Source organism: Proteiniphilum sp. X52 (assembly GCF_003712195.1).
Taxonomy (GTDB): Bacteria; Bacteroidota; Bacteroidia; order Bacteroidales; family Dysgonomonadaceae; genus Proteiniphilum.
Map to the genome: position 1 here is coordinate 36,578 of NZ_RDSD01000001.1, position 23,742 is coordinate 60,319.

A 23,742-nucleotide genomic window follows, 5' to 3' on the forward strand; every position below is an offset into this window, starting at 1 on the left:
GCTAAATCAATAAATCGGAAAATTGTCTTATGTCCTGGTTCTTGTGTCTTGTGTCTAAATTGTAATCATATGAAGTACTTTCAATTATCTATACTGTTTCTCTTCCTTTTTTCATCACTTTCCTATGCCGACAATGTGAATATGAAATTACTGGGTGCGGACGATAGCGGTGAAAAGTTAAACACTCAATTGATAAATAATACGATAGCTGATTTATCGGCCAAAGGCGGAGGAACGCTCTATTTTCCCGCGGGGAAGTATCTCACAGGCGCCATCAAATTAAAGAGCCACATCACGATAGAGCTGGAGTCAGGCGCTATCCTGCTTTTCTCGGATAATTTCGATGATTACCTGCCTTTTGTCGATATGCGGTACGAGGGAGTAATGATGAAAAGTTTTTCCCCGCTGTTGTATGCCGTAGAAGAGGAGAATATCACGATTAAGGGGAGAGGCACCATCGACGGCCAGGGAAAAAAGTGGTGGGATGAATTCTACCGGGTGATCGTCGATCTTCAGAAAAACGGGATCAAGGACCTGAATAAGTACCAGCCGCTCTGGGATAAAGAAAACAATACGGAAGAGCTCTACAGGCTGACCAATTCAGATTATGTCAATACCCTGAACAGACGGTTTTTCCGTCCGCCGCTTTTCCAGACTATCCGTTGTGAGAATATCCGTATCGAGGGGATCACAATCGTGAATTCCCCCTTCTGGACGATCAACCCGGAGTTTTGTGAAAATATAACCGTTACCGGGATAACGATCAACAATCCCCCTTCACCCAACACGGACGGTATCAATCCTTCTTCCTGTAGAAATGTGCATATCTCCGATTGTCATATCAGCGTCGGGGATGATTGCATCACAATAAAATCGGGACGCGATGAACAGGCGCGTAACCTTGCGATTCCCTGTGAAAATATTACCATCACCAATTGCACGATGCTGTCGGGACATGGTGGAGTGGTGATCGGAAGCGAGGTGAGCGGCGATGTAAGAAAAGTGGTAATATCCAACTGTGTGTTTGACGGAACCGACAGGGGGATCCGCCTGAAATCTACCCGGGGGCGGGGAGGTATCGTGGAGGAGATAAGGGTCAGCAATATTGTGATGAAGAATATTCAGAAAGAAGCCATCATCATGAACCTGATGTATAGCAAAATGGACCCGGAACCGGTTTCGGAAAGAACGCCTGTTTTCAGGAATATCCATATATCCAACCTGACCGGTACGGAAGTGAATAAAGCGATTGAGGTCGTCGGGCTGGAAGAGATGCCGGTTTCCGATATTTCGTTCAGCAATATCAATATCCAATCGAAACAGGGAGCTACTATCGAAAACGCCAAAAATGTCACTTTGAGGGATATCCGAATTGATACTTCCTCGCCGTTCAGGATTGCTCACTCGGAAAATGTGATGATGAATAATGTATGGACAGGAACACCCGATAACGAAAAACCTTTGATCACAGTGCAGGACTCAAAAGATCTCATTATCCAGGGGTGTTTTCCGATGGCCGGAAACAGGTCGTTTCTGCGATTGGATGGTAAAAACGAAGGTGTTGTGTTGATGAATAATTATTTAAAAAGAGTAGGTGAAGTCCTGGATAAAGGAAGTGGAGATAAAAATAATCCGGTTTACCAGACTCAACAGCGGTTTGAAAACAGGTTTGAAAGGCCGTTGAGTGAGGTCCTGGCGGAAATATCCGAACGGTTCAATGTGCGTCTTTCCTACGATATCGATACGATAGGAAAAGTGCTTCCGTATGCCGATTTCAGGATTCGTTCCTATTCAATTGAGGAAACCCTGGAGAATATACTTGCCCCCTTTGATTATAAGTTTGTAAAGCAAAGTGATCGTCATTATAAGTTGAAATCCTACGAATATCACCGCAGGACGCCGGAAGACGGTAAGAAGATGCTTGACTATCTGGCATCGTTGTATCCGGACAGGAAAGCATGGGAAGAACGAAAAAAATGCCTCTATACAGAGGTGAGGGAGAAACTTGGAATAGATGATCTGCTTGTGCAAAGGGTTCATGCAAAACCTATTTTATCGAAAATCAGGAAATATGATGGTTATACGGTGCAGAATTTTGCATTGGAAACACTCCCTGGTCTTTATGTTGCCGGTACAATTTATACCCCTTTATCCAAAGGGAAACATGCATTGATCATTTGTCCCAATGGCCATTTTGCCGATGGCCGTTACCGGAAAGACCAACAGGTGAGGATGGGATCTTTAGCCAGAATGGGGGCTGTCTGTGTCGGATATGACCTCTTTGGATGGGGTGAGTCGGCCCTTCAGGTGGGAAGTGAGGCACATCGTTCCAGTGCGGCGCATGTGATCCAGGCGATGAACGGAATCGCGATTCTTGATTATATGCTCACTCGAAATGATATCGACAGAGAAAGAGTAGGGGTGAATGGCGGTTCCGGTGGCGGATCTCAGGCTGTCCTGCTGTCGGTGCTTGACGATCGCTATACGGCAATGGCGCCGGTAGTAAGTCTGGCTTCCCATTTTGATGGGGGTTGTCCCTGCGAGAGCGGATTGCCGGTTTTCTTAGCGTGTGGAGGTACAAATAATGCCGAGTTGGCTGCTATGTTTGCTCCCCGGCCCCTGCTGATTGTGTCCGATGGGGGAGACTGGACTGCGAGTGTGCCTTCATTGGAGTATCCCTATCTGAAAAATATGTATGCATTGTACGATGATGCTGTGGGGAATGTGGGAAATGTGCATCTGGAGGAGGAAGGGCATGATTTTGGGTTCAATAAACGAAAAGCTGTATATGATTTTTTTGTTTCCCGTTTCTCCCTGGATAGAACGAAGTTGGACGAAGGCCGGATTACTGTGGAACCGCAGGAGGCGTTGAAGAGTTTCGACAAGGATGGTGAGCTGTATCCTGAAAATGCCATTCGCTCTTTTGAGCAATTGCAGAAATATTTTCGATAAAGATGTATATAGGATTCCGGATAAAAGAGATAAAGTCCGGATGACAAATAGAGATAAAAAAAGAGGATGAATAAGATGAAAAAACGGTTTCTTACAGGTTATTTTCTCGGTCTGTTTTTCATGACTTTTTCATTAAGCATGTACGGTCAGGGATATAAGCTATGGTACGACAAACCGGCTGCGGTCTGGACTGAGGCATTGCCGCTCGGTAACGGACGATTGGGGGCAATGGTATATGCCAATCCGGCGATCGACCAGATCCAGTTGAATGAGGAGACGATCTGGGCGGGGCGTCCCAATAGCAATGCGAATCCGGATGCGCTGGAGAATATTCCGAAAATACGTGAACTGATATTTGCCGGTAAATATGTAGAAGCACAGGATTTGGCCAACAAAAAGGTGATGTCCAACACCAATTCGGGAATGCCCTACCAGCCTTTCGGAGACCTGAGGATGTCATTTCCGGGACACGCCAGCTATTCCGATTATTATAGGGAACTGGATCTGGATTCGGCCAAAGCTTCGATGTCCTACAAAGTGGGCGATGTGACTTTTAAAAGGGAATTTATTACCTCTTTCACCGATCAGGTAGTGTTGATCCGGCTGACAGCCGACAGGCCCGGTGCGATCACGTTTAACGCGCACCTTACCTCACCGCACAGAGACGTAAAAATAGCTACCGGTGAGGATTTTGTTTCGTTATCAGGCGTTACGTCTACTCACGAAAGAGTGTCCGGGAGAGTGAGGTTCCACGGCCGGGCATCGGTGGATGCAACTGGCGGCAATGTGCTTTACAGGGATGGGGTGATCTCTGTGGTAGATGCCGATGAAGTGGTACTGTATGTTTCCATAGCTACCAATTTCAACAACTATCAGGATATCACGGCCGATGAAGTACAACGTACGGCGGATTATCTGGAAAAAGCAAAGATTAGGAATTATCAGGAGTCGAAAGAAGCCCATACGGCATATTACCGGAGTTATCTGGACCGTGTAAGCCTCTATTTGGGCGAAGATATATACGCCGACGTTCCTACCGACGAGCGTATCCGGAATTTTAAAGAGACCCACGATGCGCATCTTGTAGCCACCTATTTCCTGTTCGGCCGTTACCTGCTCCTGTCGAGTTCACAGCCGGGCGGACAGCCGGCCAACCTTCAGGGAATATGGAACGATGCGCTTTTCCCTTCGTGGGATAGTAAATATACGACCAATATTAATCTTGAGATGAACTATTGGCCTACGGAAGTCACCAACTTACAGGAATTGAATGAACCGTTGTTCAGGCTCATCAAAGAGGTCTCGGAAACGGGAAAGGAGACAGCTAAAATCATGTATGCCACAGACGGATGGGTCCTTCATCACAACACCGATATCTGGCGCATTACCGGGCCGGTAGACCGGGCTATGTCGGGAATGTGGCCTGCCGGCGGCGCCTGGCTGTGCAGACACTTATGGGAGCATTATCTCTATACCGGTGATGTGGATTTCTTACGTGAAGTATATCCGATCCTGAAAGAGGCAGCTCTTTTCTTCGATCAATTCATGGTGCATGAACCCGAAAATAACTGGTTGGTGGTCGTTCCTTCCAACTCTCCGGAAAATACACATGCCGGCAGCGGGGGAAGAGCTTCCATCGCGGCAGGTTGTACCATGGACAACCAGTTGGTATTCGACTTATGGAATAGTGTGATCACTTCTTCGTCTGTTTTGGATATGGATCATGATTATGCCGCTCATTTAAGACAACGGTTGCCGGAGTTGGCGCCGATGCAGATCGGACGATGGGGACAGCTTCAGGAGTGGATGCATGATTGGGACGACCCGAAAGATACGCACAGGCATGTCTCTCATTTATACGGGTTATTCCCTGGTAATCAGATATCCCCTTATCGTACTCCGGAATTATTCAACGCTGCACGGATATCGCTGATTCACAGGAAAGGGCCTTCCACCGGTTGGTCGATGGGATGGAAAGTGTGCCTGTGGGCACGTTTGCTCGATGGAGAACAGGCCTATCAATTGATTACCGACCAACTGACACTTGTCAGGGAAAATTCCGGGCCGGGCGGTACCTATCCCAATCTCTTCGATGCACACCCGCCCTTCCAGATCGACGGGAATTTTGGTTGTACGGCCGGTATCGCGGAAATGTTGATGCAGAGCTACGATGGGTTTATCTATCTTCTTCCGGCTTTACCGTCGTTGTGGAAAGAGGGACATGTCAAAGGGTTACTCGCCCGTGGCGGATTTGAGATAGATATTATATGGAGAGAAGGAGAGGTGAGTGAGGTTAAGATAATATCAAAGAACGGTGGCAATTGTCGGCTGCGTTCCCGGACAGCCCTGAAAGGAAAAGGATTAAAAAGGGCGAAAGGGATTAATCCGAATGCCTGTTTTGAGACGCCCGATATTCCCGCACCGCTTATTCATTCGGAAACAGAGATTCCCCCCACCGGTATCGCAGATAGCTTTATCTACGACCTGAATACCAAGGCAGGGGAGACTTATTTGGTGTATAAAAAATGAAGAATGAAGAATTAAAAATGAAGAGTGGAAAACTAAGAACTGAAAGTGAAAAATTAAAAACTAAAAACTAAGAGTGAAGAATGAAAAATTTGGGAACAAGTACCTATAATTGTATTATGCCAACTCATTGGTAATTAATAATTAGTAATTGGTAATTGGTAATTAGTAATTGGTAATTAGTAGTTGGTAATTAGTAGTTGGTAATTAGTAGTTGGTAATTAGTAATTTGTAATTAAAAAAAGAGATATATGAAGTTTCTTAAGTGTAATTTATTGATTCTTATTGCTCTGTCCCTGCTATTCGTGTCATGCGAACAACAAAACGAAGAGAAGCCCTGGTCGGAAAAAATGGCCGATTCGGAAATGGTTCGTTTTCCGGAATTATGGATGATTGAAAAAGCGACAAAACCAAGGTGGACTTACACTTTCGGACTGGTCGCCAAATCGATGCTCGAATTGTGGGAAGTATCCGGAGACCAAAAATATTTTGATTATGCCAAACTCTATGCCGACAGTCTGATTACGGATGGGGGACAAATCAAAACATATTCGATGCAATCGTATAATATCGATAATGTCAGTCCCGGAAAGATACTCTTTGACCTGTATGCACAAACCAATGATCCCCGCTATAAACAAGCGATAGACACCCTGTATACCCAGATGCAAACGCATCCCCGTACCTCGGAAGGCGGCTACTGGCATAAACTGAAGTATCCGCACCAGATGTGGCTCGACGGTATCTATATGGCTTCTCCTTTTTTGGTGCAGTATGCGGCTGTTTTCAACGAACCGGCGCTCTATGATGATGTGGTCAACCAGATCACTATGATTGCCCGGCATACCTATGACGAAGAAGCAGGGCTTTTTTATCACGGATGGGATGAATCACGAGAACAATTTTGGGCGGATAAGGAGACAGGTACGTCCCCCGGGTTCTGGTCTCGCAGTATGGGATGGTATGCCGCAGCGTTGGTAGATGTCCTCGATTTCCTTCCCGAAGACCATCAGGGGTGCGATAGCCTGCTTGTTATAGTGAATACCCTTGCATCAGGAATGAAGAAATACCAGGATCCCGCTACGGGTGTGTGGTATCAGGTGACGGACCAGGGAAACAGGGAAGGGAATTATCTGGAATCATCCGGTTCGGCCCTTTTTGTCTATTTCCTGTCCAAAGCGCTGAACAACAACTATATTGACCAAAGCTACAGGGATACCGCAGAAAAAGGATTTGACGGGATCATCCGCAATTTTATCAGGCTGGAAGAAGACGGAACGTACACCATCACTCACTGTTGCGCTGTCGCCGGATTAGGGGGAGATGGAAGGCGCAGGGACGGATCCTTTGAATATTACATCAGTGAACCGGTCATAGAAAACGACCCTAAATCAACCGGCTCCTTTATTTTGGCCGCTATCGAAATGGAGAAATTACAAAAATCAAATAAATAACTCAATTTTCACATGTTTCATATTTAGCTGCCTACATCTTGCTGATAGACTTACGAAACTAAAATAAATAACATCAATATGAACAAATTCAAATCCCTGATAACCATTATTATTGTTGTATGTCTAACGAATAACCTGTCGGCTCAGGAAACCTATATCCCGTGGAAAAACGGGAAGTTGGTGGTGGACGAAGGAAACCGCTATTTGAAACATGAAAACGGTACTCCCTTTTTTTTGTTGGGTGAGACCGGCTGGTATCTACCGGCACGGTTGAACAGGGATGAAGCCGAGTATTATCTGGAGCAGTGCAAACAGAAAGGATACAATGTGGTACAGGTAATGGTCATGAATACCATGCCCGCGATCAATGCATACGGGAAATGGGCGCTGCCGGAAGGATTTAATTTTGAGAATATCGATAAAAAAGGTGAATACGGCTACTGGGACCATATGGATTATATTATAGAGACTGCGGCACGGAAAGGGATCTATATCGGAATGGTCTGTGTGTGGGGTACTCCGGTGCAGCAAGGAAAAATGAGCACGGCAGATGCCAGAAAATATGGGGAATTTTTAGCAAAAAGGTATAAGGATAGTCCTAATATTATTTGGCTTATCGGTGGAGATATCCGGGGAGACGTAAAAACAGAGGTCTGGGATGCACTGGCGAACAGTATCCGGGCTATTGATAAACATCATTTGATGACGTATCATCCTCGTGGCAGGACTATGTCGGGTACCTGGTTCCATAACGAACACTGGCTGGATTTCAATATGTTCCAGTCGGGGCACCGGCGTTACGGCCAGCGCAAAGGTGACGGCGAATATCCTATCGAAGAGAATACCGAAGAAGACAACTGGCGGTTTGTTGAACGCAGCTTTGCTTTGGAACCGCTAAAACCGGTGATCGACGGAGAGCCCATCTATGAAGATATTCCGCATGGATTGCATAATCCCAATGAAGTGAAATGGAACGACGACGATGTGCGTCGTTATGCTTACTGGTCTGTTTTCGCCGGATCGTTCGGACATACCTATGGTCATAATTCCATCATGCAGATGAAGAAAGATGGAATCGGTGGTGCTTACGGAGCCCAGAAGACATGGTATGAAGCATTGAACGACCCTGGAATCAACCAGATGAAATACCTGAAAAACTTAATGCTGACTTTCCCCTATTTTGAAAGGGTGCCCGACCAGACAGTGATCGCAGGTACCAACGGTATCCGTTACGACCGGTTGATAGCCACACGAGGTAATGATTATCTGTTGGTCTATAATTATACCGGACGCCCTATGGAAATAGACCTGACCAAAATATCGGGCAACAGGAAAAAAGTATGGTGGTATAGTCCCAAAGATGGGGCGTTGTCCTATATCGGAGAGTTCGATAATAAGGTCACCGGGTTTAGTGATGACGATGGATACCGTTATGGGAAAGATACGGTATTGATTGCTGTCGATGCCTCTAAAGAGTATATTTCAAGTGATTGGGATAGTCTGCCCGATGCACAGGAGAAACTGAAAAAATAAATCGCACGATATCATGTTGGGAAAGATAAGAATATTTGTGTTGGTTACCCTGCTGGCCTCTTTTACCTATACGGTCTCTGCAGCGGTATCAATAGGTGATATTCAATGCGAATCGCTGCGGAACCCTATAGGAATAGACGCCAGAAATCCACGGTTCAGCTGGCGGATCTTTGCGGAGGGTGAACGGAATGTGATGCAGCGTTCGTACCGGATCTTAGTCGCTTCATCCCAACAAAAACTGGATGAAAACAGCGGTGATATGTGGGATTCGGGGGTCGTCAATTCCGATCAGTCACAATGGATCCGGTACGAAGGAAAACCACTCGAGAGTAACACCTATTATTACTGGAAAGTGCTTGTGACAACCAATACAGGCAATCCGGTGTGGAGCGGTAGTGCCTTCTGGTGTATGGGACTGCTTTCCGAGAATGACTGGAGGGCACGCTGGATCGGTATGGACAGGGGTGCCAAGTGGGATGTTGAATCACAGTTCTCACGCCTTTCGGCACGTTACCTGCGTAAGGAATTCCAGGTGGATAAACCGGTGAAACAGGCTGTTGTCCATATCTCGGGATTAGGGTTATATGAGCTCTTCCTGAATGGCAACAGGGTGGGGAATCAGGTATTGGCGCCGGCTCCTACGGACTACCGGCAGACCCTGTTATACAATAGTTATGATGTGACATCAATGCTTCAGGTGGCAGACAATGCGATCGGGGTAACGCTGGGTAACGGCCGTTATTATACCATGCGGCAAGCATACAAACCCTATAAAATTCCCACTTTCGGATATCCGAAGTTGCGTTTGACGTTTATTATCGATTATACCGACGGGACAAGGGAGGTGATAGGGAGCGATACATCGTGGAAGATGACGGCCGATGGCCCTATCCGAAGTAATAACGAATACGATGGTGAAGAGTATGATGCCCGGAAAGAGTTGACCGGCTGGAATAAGGCAGGATACGACGACTCATACTGGGAGGATGCCGAACGTGTTTCCATACCATACGGGACACTGAGGGCACAAATGATGGAAGGAATGAAAGTGGTCGATACGATCGATCCTCTATCCATTACAGAACTCTCACCGGGAAAGCATATTCTGGATATGGGACAGAATATGGTCGGATGGATCCGCTTTAAGGTACAGGGAAATGCAGGTGATATGGTGAAACTTCGTTTTGCCGAGACTTTGCAGCCCGATGGCAACCTCTATATGGACAACCTGCGTGATGCAAAAGTGACGGATACCTACATCCTGAAGGGAGATGGGATCGAAGAGTGGGCACCGCGGTTTGTCTATCACGGCTTCCGGTATGTCGAGGTGACCGGTTATCCCGGCAAAGTCGACAAAAAGAATTTTACAGGAGAGGTAGTGAATGACGAGATGGTGATCACCGGCTCTTTTGAATCATCCGATCCGGTGATCAATCAGGTCATGAAGAATGCTTTCTGGGGGATACGGGGCAACTATAAAGGGATGCCGGTGGATTGCCCCCAGCGGAATGAACGTCAGCCCTGGCTGGGAGACAGGATCATCGGCGGTCTTGGGGAAAGTTATCTCTTTGAAAACGTCCAGATGTACAGCAAATGGATGGACGACATCCGCGAAGCACAAAGGGAGGATGGATGTATACCGGATGTGGCACCTGCTTTTTGGAATTACTATTCCGACAATGTGACCTGGCCTTCCGCTTTCTTCTTCAATTGCGATATGCTTTATACTCAGTTCGGCAACCAGGAACCGATTGAAAAAAATTATGAGAGCATGCTGAAATGGGTTCGCCATATGAAAGGGGAATACATGACAGAGGACTATCTTATGCCGCGTGATAAGTACGGTGACTGGTGTGTGCCACCTGAATCACCGGAACAGATCCATGCAAGAGATCCGAGGCGCCTTACCGACGGTGCGCTGATCGGTACTGCTTATTATTACCGGATACTCAGATTGATGAAAAAATTCGCCCTCTTACAGGATAAACAGGATGATGCGGCACAATTTGACGCATTGTCCGATAAAGTAAAAGCAGCATTTAACGATAAATTCTTCCGGACTGACAGCCTGTTTTATGGCAACAATACGGCGACAGCCAACCTGTTGCCGCTCGCCTTCGGGATGATCCCCGAAGAGTGGGTCCCTGCCGTAGAGAACCATCTGGTGACAGGCATAATGAAGAATAACAACTATGACTGCCACATTCCTACGGGTGTGATCGGTTCCCAATGGATTTTACGGGAGTTTTCCAAAATGGGAAGGGCCGATATCGCGTTCCGTCTGGCATCCAATGATACTTATCCGAGCTGGGGGTATATGGCAAAACAAGGCGCTACCACCATCTGGGAATTATGGAATGGCGATACGGCACGGCCTGAAATGAATTCTGGTAACCATGTGATGCTGTTGGGTGATTTCATCCCGTTTTGCTACGAAAATATGGCCGGAATAAAATCGGACGATGAGCTGATCGCTTTCAAAAAGATCATCATGAGACCCCATTTTGATATTCAGGACTTATCCTATGTCAATGCTTCTTATAAGACGCCATACGGGGATGTAAAGAGCTACTGGAAAAAAGACCTTGAACGGCTGGAGTGGATCGTTTCCGTTCCGCCCAACAGTACTGCAGTGGTGCATTTCCCGGCAAACAGCTTCAATATCAGGGAAGGAGATGTTGCTTTGAAAACCGGAAACGGGATAAAAGAACTGGGCAGGGACGAAAACGCTATTATATGGGAGATGGGTTCGGGCGATTACAACTTCACTATGGAGCTGGATCCCGGATACGAAAAGTGGAGGAAAGGTATTGTGGAAGAGAAATTCCTCTATGAAACAGCACCCTTTCCCGAGTGCCATGCAGCAACTATCGCCGAGACACCTGAAGGATTGGTGGCCGCTTTCTTCGGAGGGACCAAAGAGCGGAATCCCGATGTCGAAATCTGGGTATCACGGATGGTGAACGGTGAATGGACAGCACCGGAGTCGGTAGCGAACGGCATTATCAGTGATACGTTGAGAAAAGCCTGTTGGAACCCGGTGCTGTTTCAGGTGCCCGGAGAGGAATTATTGCTTTTTTACAAGATAGGTAGTTCCGTGAGCGACTGGACCGGACATCTGATCCGTTCTTTCGATCACGGAAAAACATGGACGGAACCGGAAGAGCTGCCCGAAGGGTTTATCGGGCCGGTCAAAAATAAACCCGTCATGATCGGCAGGAGAATGATCTGTCCTTCCAGTCTGGAAGGCGCTCCCGGTTGGAGGGTCCATTTCGAAATTACCGAAGACAAAGGTAAAACCTGGAGGAAAGTGGGCGCCATCAATGATGGAAAAGCGATCAGGGCAATTCAACCCAGTATCCTGACCTATCAGGATGGCTCTTTGCAAATTCTTGCAAGGACACGTGATGCAGCCTTGGCCGAAGCCTGGTCGAAAGAGGGAGGGGAGACCTGGGGTGAAATGACGCTGTCCGGATTGCCCAATAATAATTCAGGGACCGATGCCGTGACGCTCCGCGACGGACGGCAGTTGCTGGTATATAATCACGTAAAACCTACGGATAGATCAGGGAAAGGGCCCAGAACCCCGTTGAATGTCGCCTTATCGGATGACGGAAAAGCATGGTATGCTTCGCTGATCCTGGAGGATTCCCCGGTCAGCCAATACTCCTATCCTTCTGTTATCCAAGGAGAAGATGGATATGTTCATATTGTCTACACCTGGCGCCGTCAACGCATTAAATATGTGAAAATCGATCCCGCTAAACTGGAACGAACGCCGATTCAAAACGAAGCCTGGCCATATTGAATGTGAGTTTACTCCAAAAAGAAAAAGAATACAAGTCTATTCATGAACTTTAAAGAATAAATTGTAAGTTTGTTCTTTAAATCAATAAAATATGGCAATTCCTGTCAACATAGAAAAACTTGTCTCCGGACGTATTGTTGAAAGTGAACGGATTGAATATAAAAAAGGTTGGAATCCGGCAGCTATATATCGTACGATTTGTGCATTTGCAAATGATTTTGAAAACATAGGGGGCGGATATATTATTGTAGGCGCCGAAGAAGAGAATGGTAGAGCCAAACGCCCGATTACAGGTATACCGACGGAACAATTGGATGCTATCCAAAAAGAAATGATCGGTTACAACAACCTTATACGCCCTTATTATGGTCCTAAAATAGATATTCAGACGCTCGACGAACAAAATCTCCTTGTAATTTGGGTTCCCGCCGGAATGGACCGTCCTTATGAAGTCCCTGAAAATATAAAGGCTAAAGATAAAAAACATCAGTATTATATCCGCAAATATGCAAGTACCGTTCGACCGGGTAAAGTAGAACTGGAAGAATTATTTAACCTGGCAAATCGTATTCCATTCGATGACCGTTCCAATCAACAAGCTACAATAGACGACATTTCCCCTTCCTTGGTCAGGGAGTATCTGGTTACGGTAGAGAGCGAATTACTGGATGAATTCGACAAAGTGCCGTTAGTAGAAATTTATCGTTCAATGGATCTGTTACACGGCTCTGATGAGATGCTTTTTCCCAAGAATATTGCATTGATGATGTTCAATTTCAGGCCGGACAAATTCTTTCCCTATTCCCGTATTGAAATAGTGGAGTTTCCCAAAGGATTAGGCGATCCTACATTTTATGAAAAGCCTGCCATTACGGGCCCCATACACATACAAATCCAAAAGGCATTGGAACAGCTTGAGAATATCGCACTAAAAGAACAGATATATAAACGCCCTGACAAAGCTGAAGCGGAACGTGTATGGAGTTATCCGTTTCGGGCATTGGAGGAGACGGTAGTCAATAGTGTATATCATCGCAGTTATGAGATCAGGGAACCTGTTGAGATCCGTATTCTCCCCGATGCCATTGAAATAATCAACTATGGTGGCCCCGACCGCAGCATAAAGTTGGAAGAAGTTCGGAAAGGTATTATCCGGAACAGGAGATACCGTAATCGTAGAATTGGGGATTTCTTAAAGGAACTGGATATGACCGAGGGAAGAGGAACAGGTATTCCCATTATCCGTAAAGAAATGGCGAAAAACGGTTCTCCCGAACCCTGTTTTGAAACAGACGAGAACTACAACTATTTTATAGTCACTCTTCCAATTCATCCCGCTTTTCGTTCCGATGAGGGTGTAAATGAGGGTGTAAAAATATCGCAACCATCTGATAATAAAATTAATACTATTTATTCCCTCGTTCGTGAGGGTGTAAATGAGGGTGTAAATGAGGGTGTAAGCGAAATAATAGATCTTATTTTGAAGACGACGGGGCTGAACGCTGTGGAAATTGCAGAGAGAACGGGGAAAAGTCTTGCCACAATTGAACGATATCTCCGTATATTAAGAAAAAAAGAGATCATTGAATTCAGGGGAGCCCCGAAAACCGGAGGTTATTTCTTTACTTCAAAAGTAGATGAATTTTTAAATAAATAACGAATACCACTATTATGCCTCGTCCCCGCAAATATACCTTTCATCTGTCCCAACTGGAGGGATTTAAAGAGGCACGTTCGCCAAAATAGAGATGCCGGAATCTTATTTCTTTTCCTGCAACAACTGTTCCAAAAGGGCCATTTTTCTCTCTCCAGTTTGAGCATCCGTTCGTACAGGACAGTTTTTCCCTTACTTAGTTCGAGAATTTGTTCGATTAAATTATACGTTCTGTAATTATTTCTTCTCTCCCAATAACTTTTCCAATAACGCAATCTTTTCCTGCTCTTTTTCCAATAACTTTTCAAAAAGTTCTGCAATCTTATCTATCGGGTTATTGATAATATTATCTCCGGCAATATAATTATAGGCAGAGCCTGAATTATTATCCAGTCTGTTGTTTTCAATAATCACCGTTACCGGATCTTCTTCCAGTTCCTTGATCAATTCGGGGGCTACATTTAATGCTTTGGCTAATTTATCAATCACCTCATCTTCCAACACTTTTTTCTGTTCGAAATTGGAAACGCGTGCCTGGGTGATTCCCATCATATCAGCCAGAACTTCCTGCTTGATTCCTAAAGAGTGACGAATGCGCTTTACTGCGTGCCCGTGATGTGTATTCTTGAAGGTCTGCTCTTTTGTTTCCATTTTTTATCTGTTTTTCCGTGTTATATAGCAAAAATAGTGATTTTCGGTGATATACTTATAATTATATCCGGAAATCGCATAATTATATGTCGATTTTGTTCCGTTATTCACAAAAAATCTTTTTTCCTTTGTCATTGTGTTACTGTTTTTAAGAATAATTATTTGTCATTGACTCTTAAATCAGCTTATGAAGAGCTGATTATATGTTGAAAAAAATTGAATTTGGTAGAGAATGAATTTCTTTATTGTGTAAATATTAAGTAAAAAATCATCATCCTGTTAAAAATTATGCCTATGGGAACATAATAGATTTAAAACGAATTATTATTTTTGTACCGTAAAACCACGGTACGAAGTAATATAGCGCTTTTTTGGCCTTCATAACGAATCCGCTAAATTCTCACACGAGGCTAAAGAATGGAAGCGCCCTTAGCAATAAGGGCGTGGACATTGTCATATTCTCGTGTGAAGGCCCTAGCGGTGCCTGTTATGAGGAATATCGACAATCGTCCGCGCCTCTTTTTTATATCCTCGCATATAAATCGAATAAGATGTCAGAAGCCTGATTACCGGCAGTCTTATTCTTTCATAAACGGAATACCTATTTTTCGCCTGGACGATTGCCCGTTACCGCTCCGGGTTTCAGTTACCTGCAAACTCTCTTCTCTTTCAGCCGACTTTAGCCGGAATACCCGTTTAATTTTTCAATAAACGCCGACAAGGTATTTGCCGTTTGTAGCGGATCAGATTCACCGTCGGCCTGTAAACCCATAATATATTCACCATGATGCTAAAAGACCTTACGGGATACAATATATGATAATTTATTAATCAATCTAAAACAAAATCCAAGATGAAACAAGTAATTTTAAGTTTAGTGAAAAGGATGATGTTTCTCTTCATGTGGTTATTTCCCTTATGTCTGTTTGCCCAAAACATAACCGTTAGGGGTACTGTTACCGATAACAATAACGAACCCCTGATAGGGGTAACCGTTCAGGTACAGGGAACGGCAACCGGAACGATTACCGATATGGATGGGAATTTTGTATTACCGGATGTTCCGTCCAGTGGTATCCTTGAAATCTCCTACGTAGGTATGCAGAGGCAAACTGTTCCGGTTGATGGAAGGACGTTTATAAGTGTGGTGCTGGCGGAAGATACGGAAACGTTGGACGAATTGGTAGTCATTGGTTATGGAACAGTAAGGAAGCGTGACCTCACGGGAGCGGTAACCTCTGTAAGTAATCAGGAAATTGTCATCTCTCCCACCAATAACGTGATGGAAGCCTTAGCGGGTAAGATCCCGGGTATGGATATTATTAAGTCGAGCGGACGGGTTGGAGAAGGAGTAGATATCATATTAAGAGGGTCACGCTCTATCTATGGAGATAATTCGCCTCTGTTTATTATCGACGGGATCCCGGGTAGTTACAGCCAGGTCAATCCTTCCGATATCGAGAGTGTGGACATTCTCAAAGATGCCTCTTCCACGGCAATTTACGGGTCTGCGGGAGCAAACGGGGTGGTCATCATTACCACAAAACGGGGTAAGGAGGGTAAAACCAGGGTGAACCTGGATAGCTACTTCGGTTTTAGCGGTAAACCGGAGTTCTTTCACGGTATGATCGGCGACGAATGGGTGCAGTACCAGAGGGAAGCCTATAGATACCAGAATGGACAGTATCCGGCCGATATGTCTACCTTATTGCCTGATGCAGGCAAACTGGAAGCCTATAATCAGGGGAAATGGATCGACTGGGTGGAGGAAGCTGCCGGTAATACGGCTACAAACCATGTAACCAATCTGTCCATAACAGGTGGAAATGCGAAAACCCGGGTATACTCTTCTATTTCCTATAATCGTGACCAAGGATTACTGAAAAATGAAAACCAGGACCGTTATGTGTTCCGGTTTAATGTCGATCATGAGCTGTTTAATTGGATGAAAACGGGAATCACATCTAACTTGAGTTACTCAGACCGGAACAATGGGGTGAATAATACTTTTACAAGGTCGTTATCGGCATTTCCCCTTGGAGATGCGTACGACGAAAATGGAAATATCATCCATGAATATGCAACGAATGAATTTTCACCCCTTGGAGACTTCATCCCTTATCAATTCGAAAATAATAACAAGAATACGTATATTCATGTAACCGGAAATGTGGAAATAGTGCCGGTTGCCGGTGTAAGCCTGAAAACAGTCTTAAGCGGGACATTGAACAATGGAAGAACCGGCCAGTTCTGGGGAAACCAGGCCAACGCCAATCGGCCTACTTACGCGGGGTCACCGCATGCTTCCATTACAAACAATTATGGCAGAAGTTATACATGGGAAAATATACTCTCCTATAATAATACCTTTGCCGATAAACATACTGTCGGAGCAACTTTGGTTACTTCATGGAGTCACAGTCAGAATGAATTCAATATGGCTGCAAGCAGTGGGCAGCAATTAGAATCCTGGTCATACTGGCGCTTGATGTCAGGAACAGCTCCTCATGTAGAGTCAGGTTTTGACCAAACGCAGAAAATGTCTTATGCTATACGAGTAAATTATTCATTACTGGGTAAATATCTGTTAACCTTTTCAAATCGATGGGATGGTGTCTCCTGGTTATCTGCCGGTCATAAGTGGGATAGTTTTCCGGCAGCGGCGGTCGCGTGGCGTATTTCGGATGAGGAATTCATGGGGTCCATCGATTGGCTGACCAACTTAAAGTTGAGGGTAGGTTATGGAGTTACCGGAAACTCTGGAGGAATAGGCGCCTATGGTTCGACTACGAATGTGTATGCTTATTCCAGTGCCGGTATATCAATAGACGGACAAATAGTACCTTTTACTCAATATACGGGAACATACGGCAATCCCAGTCTCGGATGGGAAAAATCAAAGAACTGGAATCTCGGGTTCGATTTCGGATTTTCTAACAGAGTGAACGGTACCCTGGATCTCTTTCAAACAAAAACAACGGGACTCCTATTTAGACGCACTATGCCTATTACAGATGGAATTACCGGATGGGGAGCGCCTCTTTCCAGTTGGGAAAATATTGCCGAAACCAGTAATAGAGGATTCGAACTGGCCATCAACTCGCACAATATAGAAACAAGAGATTTCAGGTGGAACACAGACCTGACTTTTACATGGAGCGAGGAAAAAATCGAATCTCTACCTTCCGGTGATCTGATCGCGGAAAGTTTGTTTGAAGGGTATCCTATACGTTCATTGTATAACTATAAATACCTTGGCATATGGGGAAGTGATACTCCTGCTGAAACCCTGGAAATATACGGTGTAAAACCGGGCTGGATTAGAATTGAGACTGTGGAAAATGATGGCGATGGAGGAGAGCATAAATATAGTGAGAATGACCGACAGATTTTAGGCCATTTGAATCCGGATTATATTGTCGGTTTAAATAACAGTTTTCAATACAAAGATTTTGATTTCACTGTTTTTGCCATGGCGAGATACGGTCAGACAATCGAGAGTGATTTGATCGGATGGTATACGGCAAAGGCCAATACCTCAACAAATCAGCCTCGCGGGATAGATTACTGGACCGAAAGTAACCAGAGTGCTTACTTTCCGGTTCCCGGCAGTGGCGATGAGCAAACTGTCATGTCGGCCTTGAGATTCCGGGACGGCTCTTTTATTAAGATCAAAAATATCACATTGGGATATAGCTTACCCAAAAGTGTTATCCAAAAAACGTTCTTTGAAAACTGTCGTTTTTATGTAACTGCCTATAACCCGTTTGTATATGTAAAAGATAAACAACTGAGAGGAACAGATCCGGAGACGAACGGCTCGGATTCATTCCCTTTGTATAAACAGTATGTTTTCGGAATAAATATTAATTTCTAATGATGACAAAGATGAGATCTACAATAAAAAATATATTACTTGGAGCTGTATTGCTCGCTGTAACGATGAAATTCCAATCCTGTTCTCTGGATGAGTATAATCCGGGAGGATTTACAATGGAGGCAATGTCTGCCACAGAGGAAGGTTATCAGACACTGGTCAATCAGTGCTATTTCGCAATGCAGCGGTATTTCTATGGAACTGATAGCTGGATGGCGCTTACCGAAGGGAATACGGACCTGTGGACATATCAACGCAATATGTCAACCAGCTGGACCCAGTGGTTTTGGTTTTTTGCCGGAGCCGCTCCCAATACAACCTATACAAACAATTGGTGGAACGGAACCTATGATGGGATCGGCTCATGTAATACGGCCATTTACTATGCCGACAGGGTGCCTTTTAAAACCGAAGAAGAGCGCAACGCCAAACTTGCCGAGGCGCGTTTCTTGAGAGCCATTTACTATTTTAATGCTGTAGAACAGTTTGGCGCTGTTACGATGATAACTGAGCCGGCACAGTCCATTAATTTTAAACCCGAAAGGACCGATCCATTGACTATCTATGAAGAGATAATCATTCCCGACCTGTTGTTTGCTTTGGAATGGTTGGGAAAAGGAACTGATGCCACTACGACTATTCCTACAAAGAAGGCTGCACTCGGTTTCCTGGCTAAAGCGTATCTGCAAACGGTACAATACGATGATTCCAAAAAATATGCTGCAGATGCATTACGTTATGCGAAGATGTTGATTGATGATGCAGAAGCAGGAGGTGCGCAGTACAATGCCTATATGTATCCCAGTTACGAAGATGTATTTAAAGAAGCTAACAACTGGAATAATAAAGAGGCACTTTGGAAACATCGCTGGTATGCCGGTGCCGACGGACATGGGTCGAGTAACGGAAATTACCGGTTGAACAGGAATAATGAATATTTCGGTTGTAATCTGTTCCAATTTGGTGCCTTCACCGATACGCAGGAGTACCGTATTTCCTACGAAGGGAATCAATCCGGGCAGTTTATGCCGACACAACATCTCCTGAGCCTGTTTATGCAGGATGATGATACGCTGGATCCGAGATTTAATATTGTGTTTACTACAGAGTGGGATGCAAATACCCGGTATATATGGGACGAATCCACTGTACACCGGTTTGATCGTAAAGAGAGTGTTACCGGATCAGTGATCGAGGTGGGTGACCCTGGAGTCCGGTTTCTTATGCCGCAGGATCCTGGCTATACAACTGAATCCGCCAATAAACTGAGCCGGGACTATCTGGTGGTTGATTATAAGGATGTCTATAATGATACAGAGAAAAGAGTAAAAGCGAATTATGCATACCAGAATCCGTCGGGAGATTATACATCCGACGGATCCTCTGAGAATCCGTTCAATTATTTCTATCCGTCACTCAATAAGCATAACAGCAGCAATTTCTATGTGGCAAATGCCAGTCAAAGAAGAAACGGGAACCTCAACGCTACTTTTATGATGCGTATGGGCGAAGTATATCTGATTGCGGCAGAGGCCGATATCTATGCGAATGGTGGAGCCAATGCAGCCCAGTATATTAACAAAGTACGTGCCCGGGCGGGTGCGCAACCCTTAAGCGGAGCAGTTACGGTGCGTACGGTGCTGGATGAAAGAGGCCGTGAATTATGCGGCGAATATTCCAGACATTATGACCTAAAACGTACAGGTATGTTTAAGGATAATAGCTATTTACAGAGTACGCACCCCGATTTGGCTGTATTCTTTAAACCCGAATATGCTTTACGTCCCATACCTACCGCATTTATCCAGGCATTGGAAGGTGGCGGAAGTTATTATCAGAACCCCGGGTATTAAGCGATGGCTACTGAAAGTAGCAAGATTTATATAATTAAAGAGGAGGGTGCCCAGATTGGTACCCTCAACTATTTGTCCCCTATCTGATTCCTTAAGGTTGAAATTTACTATTCTTGCCAGATGATGGTTAAATAAAATTTCTGGTAATTAACAATGTTAAAGTGAGGGAATTTTAAGTACATAAGTACTAAGTATGAAGTCTCTATTTTGAGATGTCTAACTTTATGTTATTAACTGAAATGCTATGATTATGTTAAAGAATGTGTCTTTAAGTCGGTATCAGCGCGTAAAGCTTTCAATGGGTAAAGTTTTGGTTATTAGCGTTGTTACTTTTATGGTCGGGATGATCTGTCCCGCTTTGCTATTGGGAAACAGTATTTCCGATAATTTATCTGACAGCTTTGGAGTAAATCAGGCTTTACAGGTTAGAGGGAATATAGTAGATGAGACAGGAGAACCGTTAATCGGTGTCTCCATACTCATAGAAGGAACTTCGCAGGGAACAGTATCAGATATCGATGGGAATTTCGTAATGAACCTTCAATCAGCGGGTGTTTTACAGATAACGTATGTGGGTTATAAAACACAGCACATAGCAGTCAACCAGAGCAATGACAATCTGAGGATTGTGATGGAACCGGAGATCAGCACCCTGGATGAAGTGGTGGCTATTGGCTATGGTACCGCAAGAAAAAGAGATTTGACAGGAGCGGTGTCATCCGTAAAAACATCGGATATTGTGCAGATACCCACGTCCAATGCCATGGATGCTATCCAGGGTAGAGTGGCAGGAATGGATATAACCCGGTCGAGCGGAAGCGCCGGATCAGGGGTGAACATTACCATAAGGGGTACCAAAACCCTGGGATATACGGATATCTATGGGACTAAAACAAGAAATACCGAACCGCTTTTCATCATAGACGGTGTGCAGGGCGGATCCTATGCGGATTTGAACCCTAATGACATAGAGAGTATCGATGTATTGAAAGATGCTTCTTCAACGGCAATATATGGATCATTAGGCGCCAACGGTGTTGTAATTATTACTACCAAAAGGGGACGGGAAAACAGGATCAGTATAAATTATGATGGTTATTATGGTGTCAATGGGTTTGTTGATTACCCGACGCCCAGGATCGGTGAATCGTATATGGATGTAAGAAGAGAGGCTTACAGGGCAGTTGGGGAATGGGAATCCCAGGCGGATGATTTCAAGATATTCTCGAACGAAGAATGGGATGCCATACAAAACAACCAGTGGGTGAACTGGATCGACGAACTGGTACGGCAGGGAAGACAACAAAGCCATAATGTGACAGTTTCTTCCAATAATGATAAATTGAATTCGTATCTTTCATTGGGCTATTACAATGAAGAAGGTATCTTTAAAAAAGATGATTTCACCAGATACACGTTGCGGGTAAATCTTGATTACGAAGTAAGAAAATGGTTGAATATAGGAGTGAATTCCCAGTTGACTTATTTCGATCAGAATAGTGTTCCAAGCAGTATGCTTACCCAGGCACTGACCTATATTCCGCTGGGTACTCCTTATGACGAAAACGGAGAAATAAATCTGTTTCCTGTGTCGGGTGACGCACAAAGATTATCGCCGTTGGCCAATTATGCCTCAGAGAATAAGGCGATTGACAATACAATTGCCCTGAGATCGTTTAATACGGCCTATCTGATTATCAGGCCCATTGAGCAGTTAAGCTGGAGGTCTAATCTTTCCACATCCGTAAATGCGCAGAGAAGGGGTATATATAATGGTCAATACTCCACCAGCCAGTATGGAGGAAGTTACATAAACCAGGCTCAGGTGAATAAGGATTTATTCAGGAACTATACATGGGACAATATAATTACCTATGCCGATAATATAGGAGATCATTATCTGGAAGCGACCGGGATTACCACATGGATCAAAAATATGGATGAAAGTTATTCATCGATTGGAAATGACCAACTGCTGGATTCATACCTGTTTTACTCCCTTGGCGCTACAGATCCTGCAAGCCGGTTGATTTATTCAAATTATATACAATCTCAGACATTTGGTCTGGCAGCGCGTCTTTCATACAATTATCTGGGTAAATATTATATTACGGCTACCGGCAGATGGGACGGTTCTTCGACACTTGCACCGGGCCATCAATGGGATTTCTTTCCCTCTGTTTCGGGTGCATGGCGCATAAATGAGGAACCTTTTATGGCATTTTCCTCAGATTGGTTAAGCAATTTAAAGCTAAGGGCCAGTTATGGTACATCAGGAAATGCCGGCGCGCCGCCCTATGCAACACAGGGTGGGAGCGTGTCTGCCAATACGAGATTCGGCTTTAATGATGATCCAGTTTTAGTGTATCAGTTCGCTTATCTGGTAGGGAATCCTTCGCTTGGATGGGAAAAATCAACTTCTACCAATCTTGGGTTTGACATCGGCCTATGGAATAACAGGATCGATCTCAACCTCGATCTGTACAATATTGATACGGATAATATATTGATGGCCAGAAGCCTGCCGCCATCCACCGGCGCCGGAGGATCCAGCTCGGCACAATTCTCCACCTATCAGAATATCGGAAAGACCAATAATAAGGGAATAGAGATCACATTGAACACGGTAAATATAGACAGAAGAGACCTGAAATGGAACTCAACCCTGACATTTACTTCCAATAAGGAAAAGATCGTGTCGTTGATTACCGGTGAAGATATCATATCAGGTCAAAATCCGGAGATAGCGTCCTTACTGATAGGGAGACCAATAGATTCTTTTTACTCCTATAAACTGGATGGCATCTGGCAATTGGGGGAAGAAGAGGAAATGGCTAAATATAAGTTGAACGGAGCGGAAAATGCTTTTACTCCCGGCAGTCTGAAAGTGGTGGACAGCAATGGGGATTTCAATATCACCACAGACGACCGTCAGTATCTGGGGAGCAGATCGCCCAAGTTCACTATCGGACTGAATAATTCTTTATATTACAAAGGTTTTGACCTGGGGTTATCTATGTTGATGAGATGGGGTCAAATGATCGATGCCGAGTTTCTAGGGAGATTCGATCCTTCGGGAGTATCCAATAGCCCGGATTATCTGAATTACTGGACTCCTGAAAATCCGTCGAATGATTTTCCAAGACCCAAAAAAGACGGGAGAATATATGATAACTTTGGATATATGTCCCTTAATTATATTGATGGCTCTTATTTTAAAATAAGGAATGTAAATCTCGGCTATACAATCCCTGCCGCATTATCGGGCAAAATGGGGATTAATAAGTTAAGATTCTATATTACGGCTTCTAATTTATTTACTGTCGCCAAGAGCCATTTGATAAAGAATTATGATCCGGAACGGGGAGGCTCTGAAAGTATGCCCTTGACCAAACAAGTGGTATTTGGTGTGAATTTTAATTTTTAACAGAATG

Annotated in this window: 9 protein-coding genes and 1 pseudogene; 9 read left to right on the forward strand and 1 reads right to left on the reverse strand. The window is 44.6% G+C overall.

Features of this window, described 5'->3' with window-relative positions; translation table 11 throughout:
- Nucleotides 1-69: 69 nt before the first annotated feature.
- From D7D25_RS18355 to D7D25_RS00150, 6 genes and pseudogenes are all read left to right on the forward strand, one after another.
- Nucleotides 70-2,946 (forward strand): annotated as a pseudogene (locus tag D7D25_RS18355) (glycosyl hydrolase family 28 protein); the annotation flags it as partial.
- A gap of 81 nt (nt 2,947-3,027) precedes the next feature.
- Nucleotides 3,028-5,481, forward strand: a complete 2,454-nt coding sequence (locus D7D25_RS00125; RefSeq protein ID WP_076932270.1) for a glycoside hydrolase N-terminal domain-containing protein — start codon at nt 3,028-3,030, stop codon at nt 5,479-5,481.
- A 248-nt stretch (nt 5,482-5,729) separates the two neighbouring features.
- Entirely contained in the window at nt 5,730-6,932 is a 1,203-nt protein-coding gene (locus D7D25_RS00135; protein ID WP_076931334.1) for a glycoside hydrolase family 105 protein, read from the forward strand.
- Nucleotides 6,933-7,010: 78 nt separating this feature from the next.
- Nucleotides 7,011-8,465, forward strand: coding sequence for a glycoside hydrolase family 140 protein (locus D7D25_RS00140; RefSeq protein ID WP_122966981.1), 1,455 nt, complete (start codon nt 7,011-7,013; stop codon nt 8,463-8,465).
- 13 nt (nt 8,466-8,478) lie between these two features.
- The gene (locus D7D25_RS00145) at nt 8,479-12,273 is read left to right on the forward strand and encodes a family 78 glycoside hydrolase catalytic domain (RefSeq protein ID WP_122966982.1); all 3,795 of its coding nucleotides are present in this window, start codon (nt 8,479-8,481) and stop codon (nt 12,271-12,273) included.
- A 91-nt stretch (nt 12,274-12,364) separates the two neighbouring features.
- A complete protein-coding gene (locus tag D7D25_RS00150) occupies nt 12,365-13,930 on the forward strand; it encodes an ATP-binding protein (RefSeq protein ID WP_122966983.1) in 1,566 nt (521 codons plus the stop codon).
- A gap of 234 nt (nt 13,931-14,164) precedes the next feature.
- Here the strand turns inward: D7D25_RS00150 and D7D25_RS00155 are convergent, their stop codons facing one another.
- Entirely contained in the window at nt 14,165-14,578 is a 414-nt protein-coding gene (locus D7D25_RS00155; protein WP_076931331.1) for a helix-turn-helix domain-containing protein, read from the reverse strand.
- 853 nt (nt 14,579-15,431) lie between these two features.
- Here D7D25_RS00155 and D7D25_RS00160 point away from each other — a divergent pair.
- The 3 genes from D7D25_RS00160 to D7D25_RS00170 all read left to right on the forward strand — a co-directional run bounded on the left by D7D25_RS00160 (nt 15,432) and on the right by D7D25_RS00170 (nt 23,735).
- Nucleotides 15,432-18,455 (forward strand): TonB-dependent receptor, encoded by a 3,024-nt coding sequence (locus D7D25_RS00160; RefSeq protein WP_083711062.1) that lies wholly within the window; start codon nt 15,432-15,434, stop codon nt 18,453-18,455.
- An 11-nt stretch (nt 18,456-18,466) separates the two neighbouring features.
- Nucleotides 18,467-20,308, forward strand: coding sequence for a RagB/SusD family nutrient uptake outer membrane protein (locus tag D7D25_RS00165; RefSeq protein WP_076932269.1), 1,842 nt, complete (start codon nt 18,467-18,469; stop codon nt 20,306-20,308).
- 298 nt (nt 20,309-20,606) lie between these two features.
- Complete coding sequence (locus tag D7D25_RS00170) at nt 20,607-23,735, forward strand: TonB-dependent receptor (RefSeq protein ID WP_158602496.1); 3,129 nt, start codon at nt 20,607-20,609, stop codon at nt 23,733-23,735.
- Nucleotides 23,736-23,742: the final 7 nt, after the last annotated feature.

Bases quoted from the DNA above. Each gene is read 5' to 3' on its own strand.
- D7D25_RS00125 (WP_076932270.1), top strand. From the start codon at position 3,028: ATGAAAAAACGGTTTCTTACAGGTTATTTTCTCGGTCTGTTTTTCATG.
- D7D25_RS00135 (WP_076931334.1), top strand. From the start codon at position 5,730: ATGAAGTTTCTTAAGTGTAATTTATTGATTCTTATTGCTCTGTCCCTG.
- D7D25_RS00140 (WP_122966981.1), top strand. From the start codon at position 7,011: ATGAACAAATTCAAATCCCTGATAACCATTATTATTGTTGTATGTCTA.
- D7D25_RS00145 (WP_122966982.1), top strand. From the start codon at position 8,479: ATGTTGGGAAAGATAAGAATATTTGTGTTGGTTACCCTGCTGGCCTCT.
- D7D25_RS00150 (WP_122966983.1), top strand. From the start codon at position 12,365: ATGGCAATTCCTGTCAACATAGAAAAACTTGTCTCCGGACGTATTGTT.
- D7D25_RS00155 (WP_076931331.1), bottom strand. From the start codon at position 14,578: ATGGAAACAAAAGAGCAGACCTTCAAGAATACACATCACGGGCACGCA.
- D7D25_RS00160 (WP_083711062.1), top strand. From the start codon at position 15,432: ATGAAACAAGTAATTTTAAGTTTAGTGAAAAGGATGATGTTTCTCTTC.
- D7D25_RS00165 (WP_076932269.1), top strand. From the start codon at position 18,467: ATGAGATCTACAATAAAAAATATATTACTTGGAGCTGTATTGCTCGCT.
- D7D25_RS00170 (WP_158602496.1), top strand. From the start codon at position 20,607: ATGGGTAAAGTTTTGGTTATTAGCGTTGTTACTTTTATGGTCGGGATG.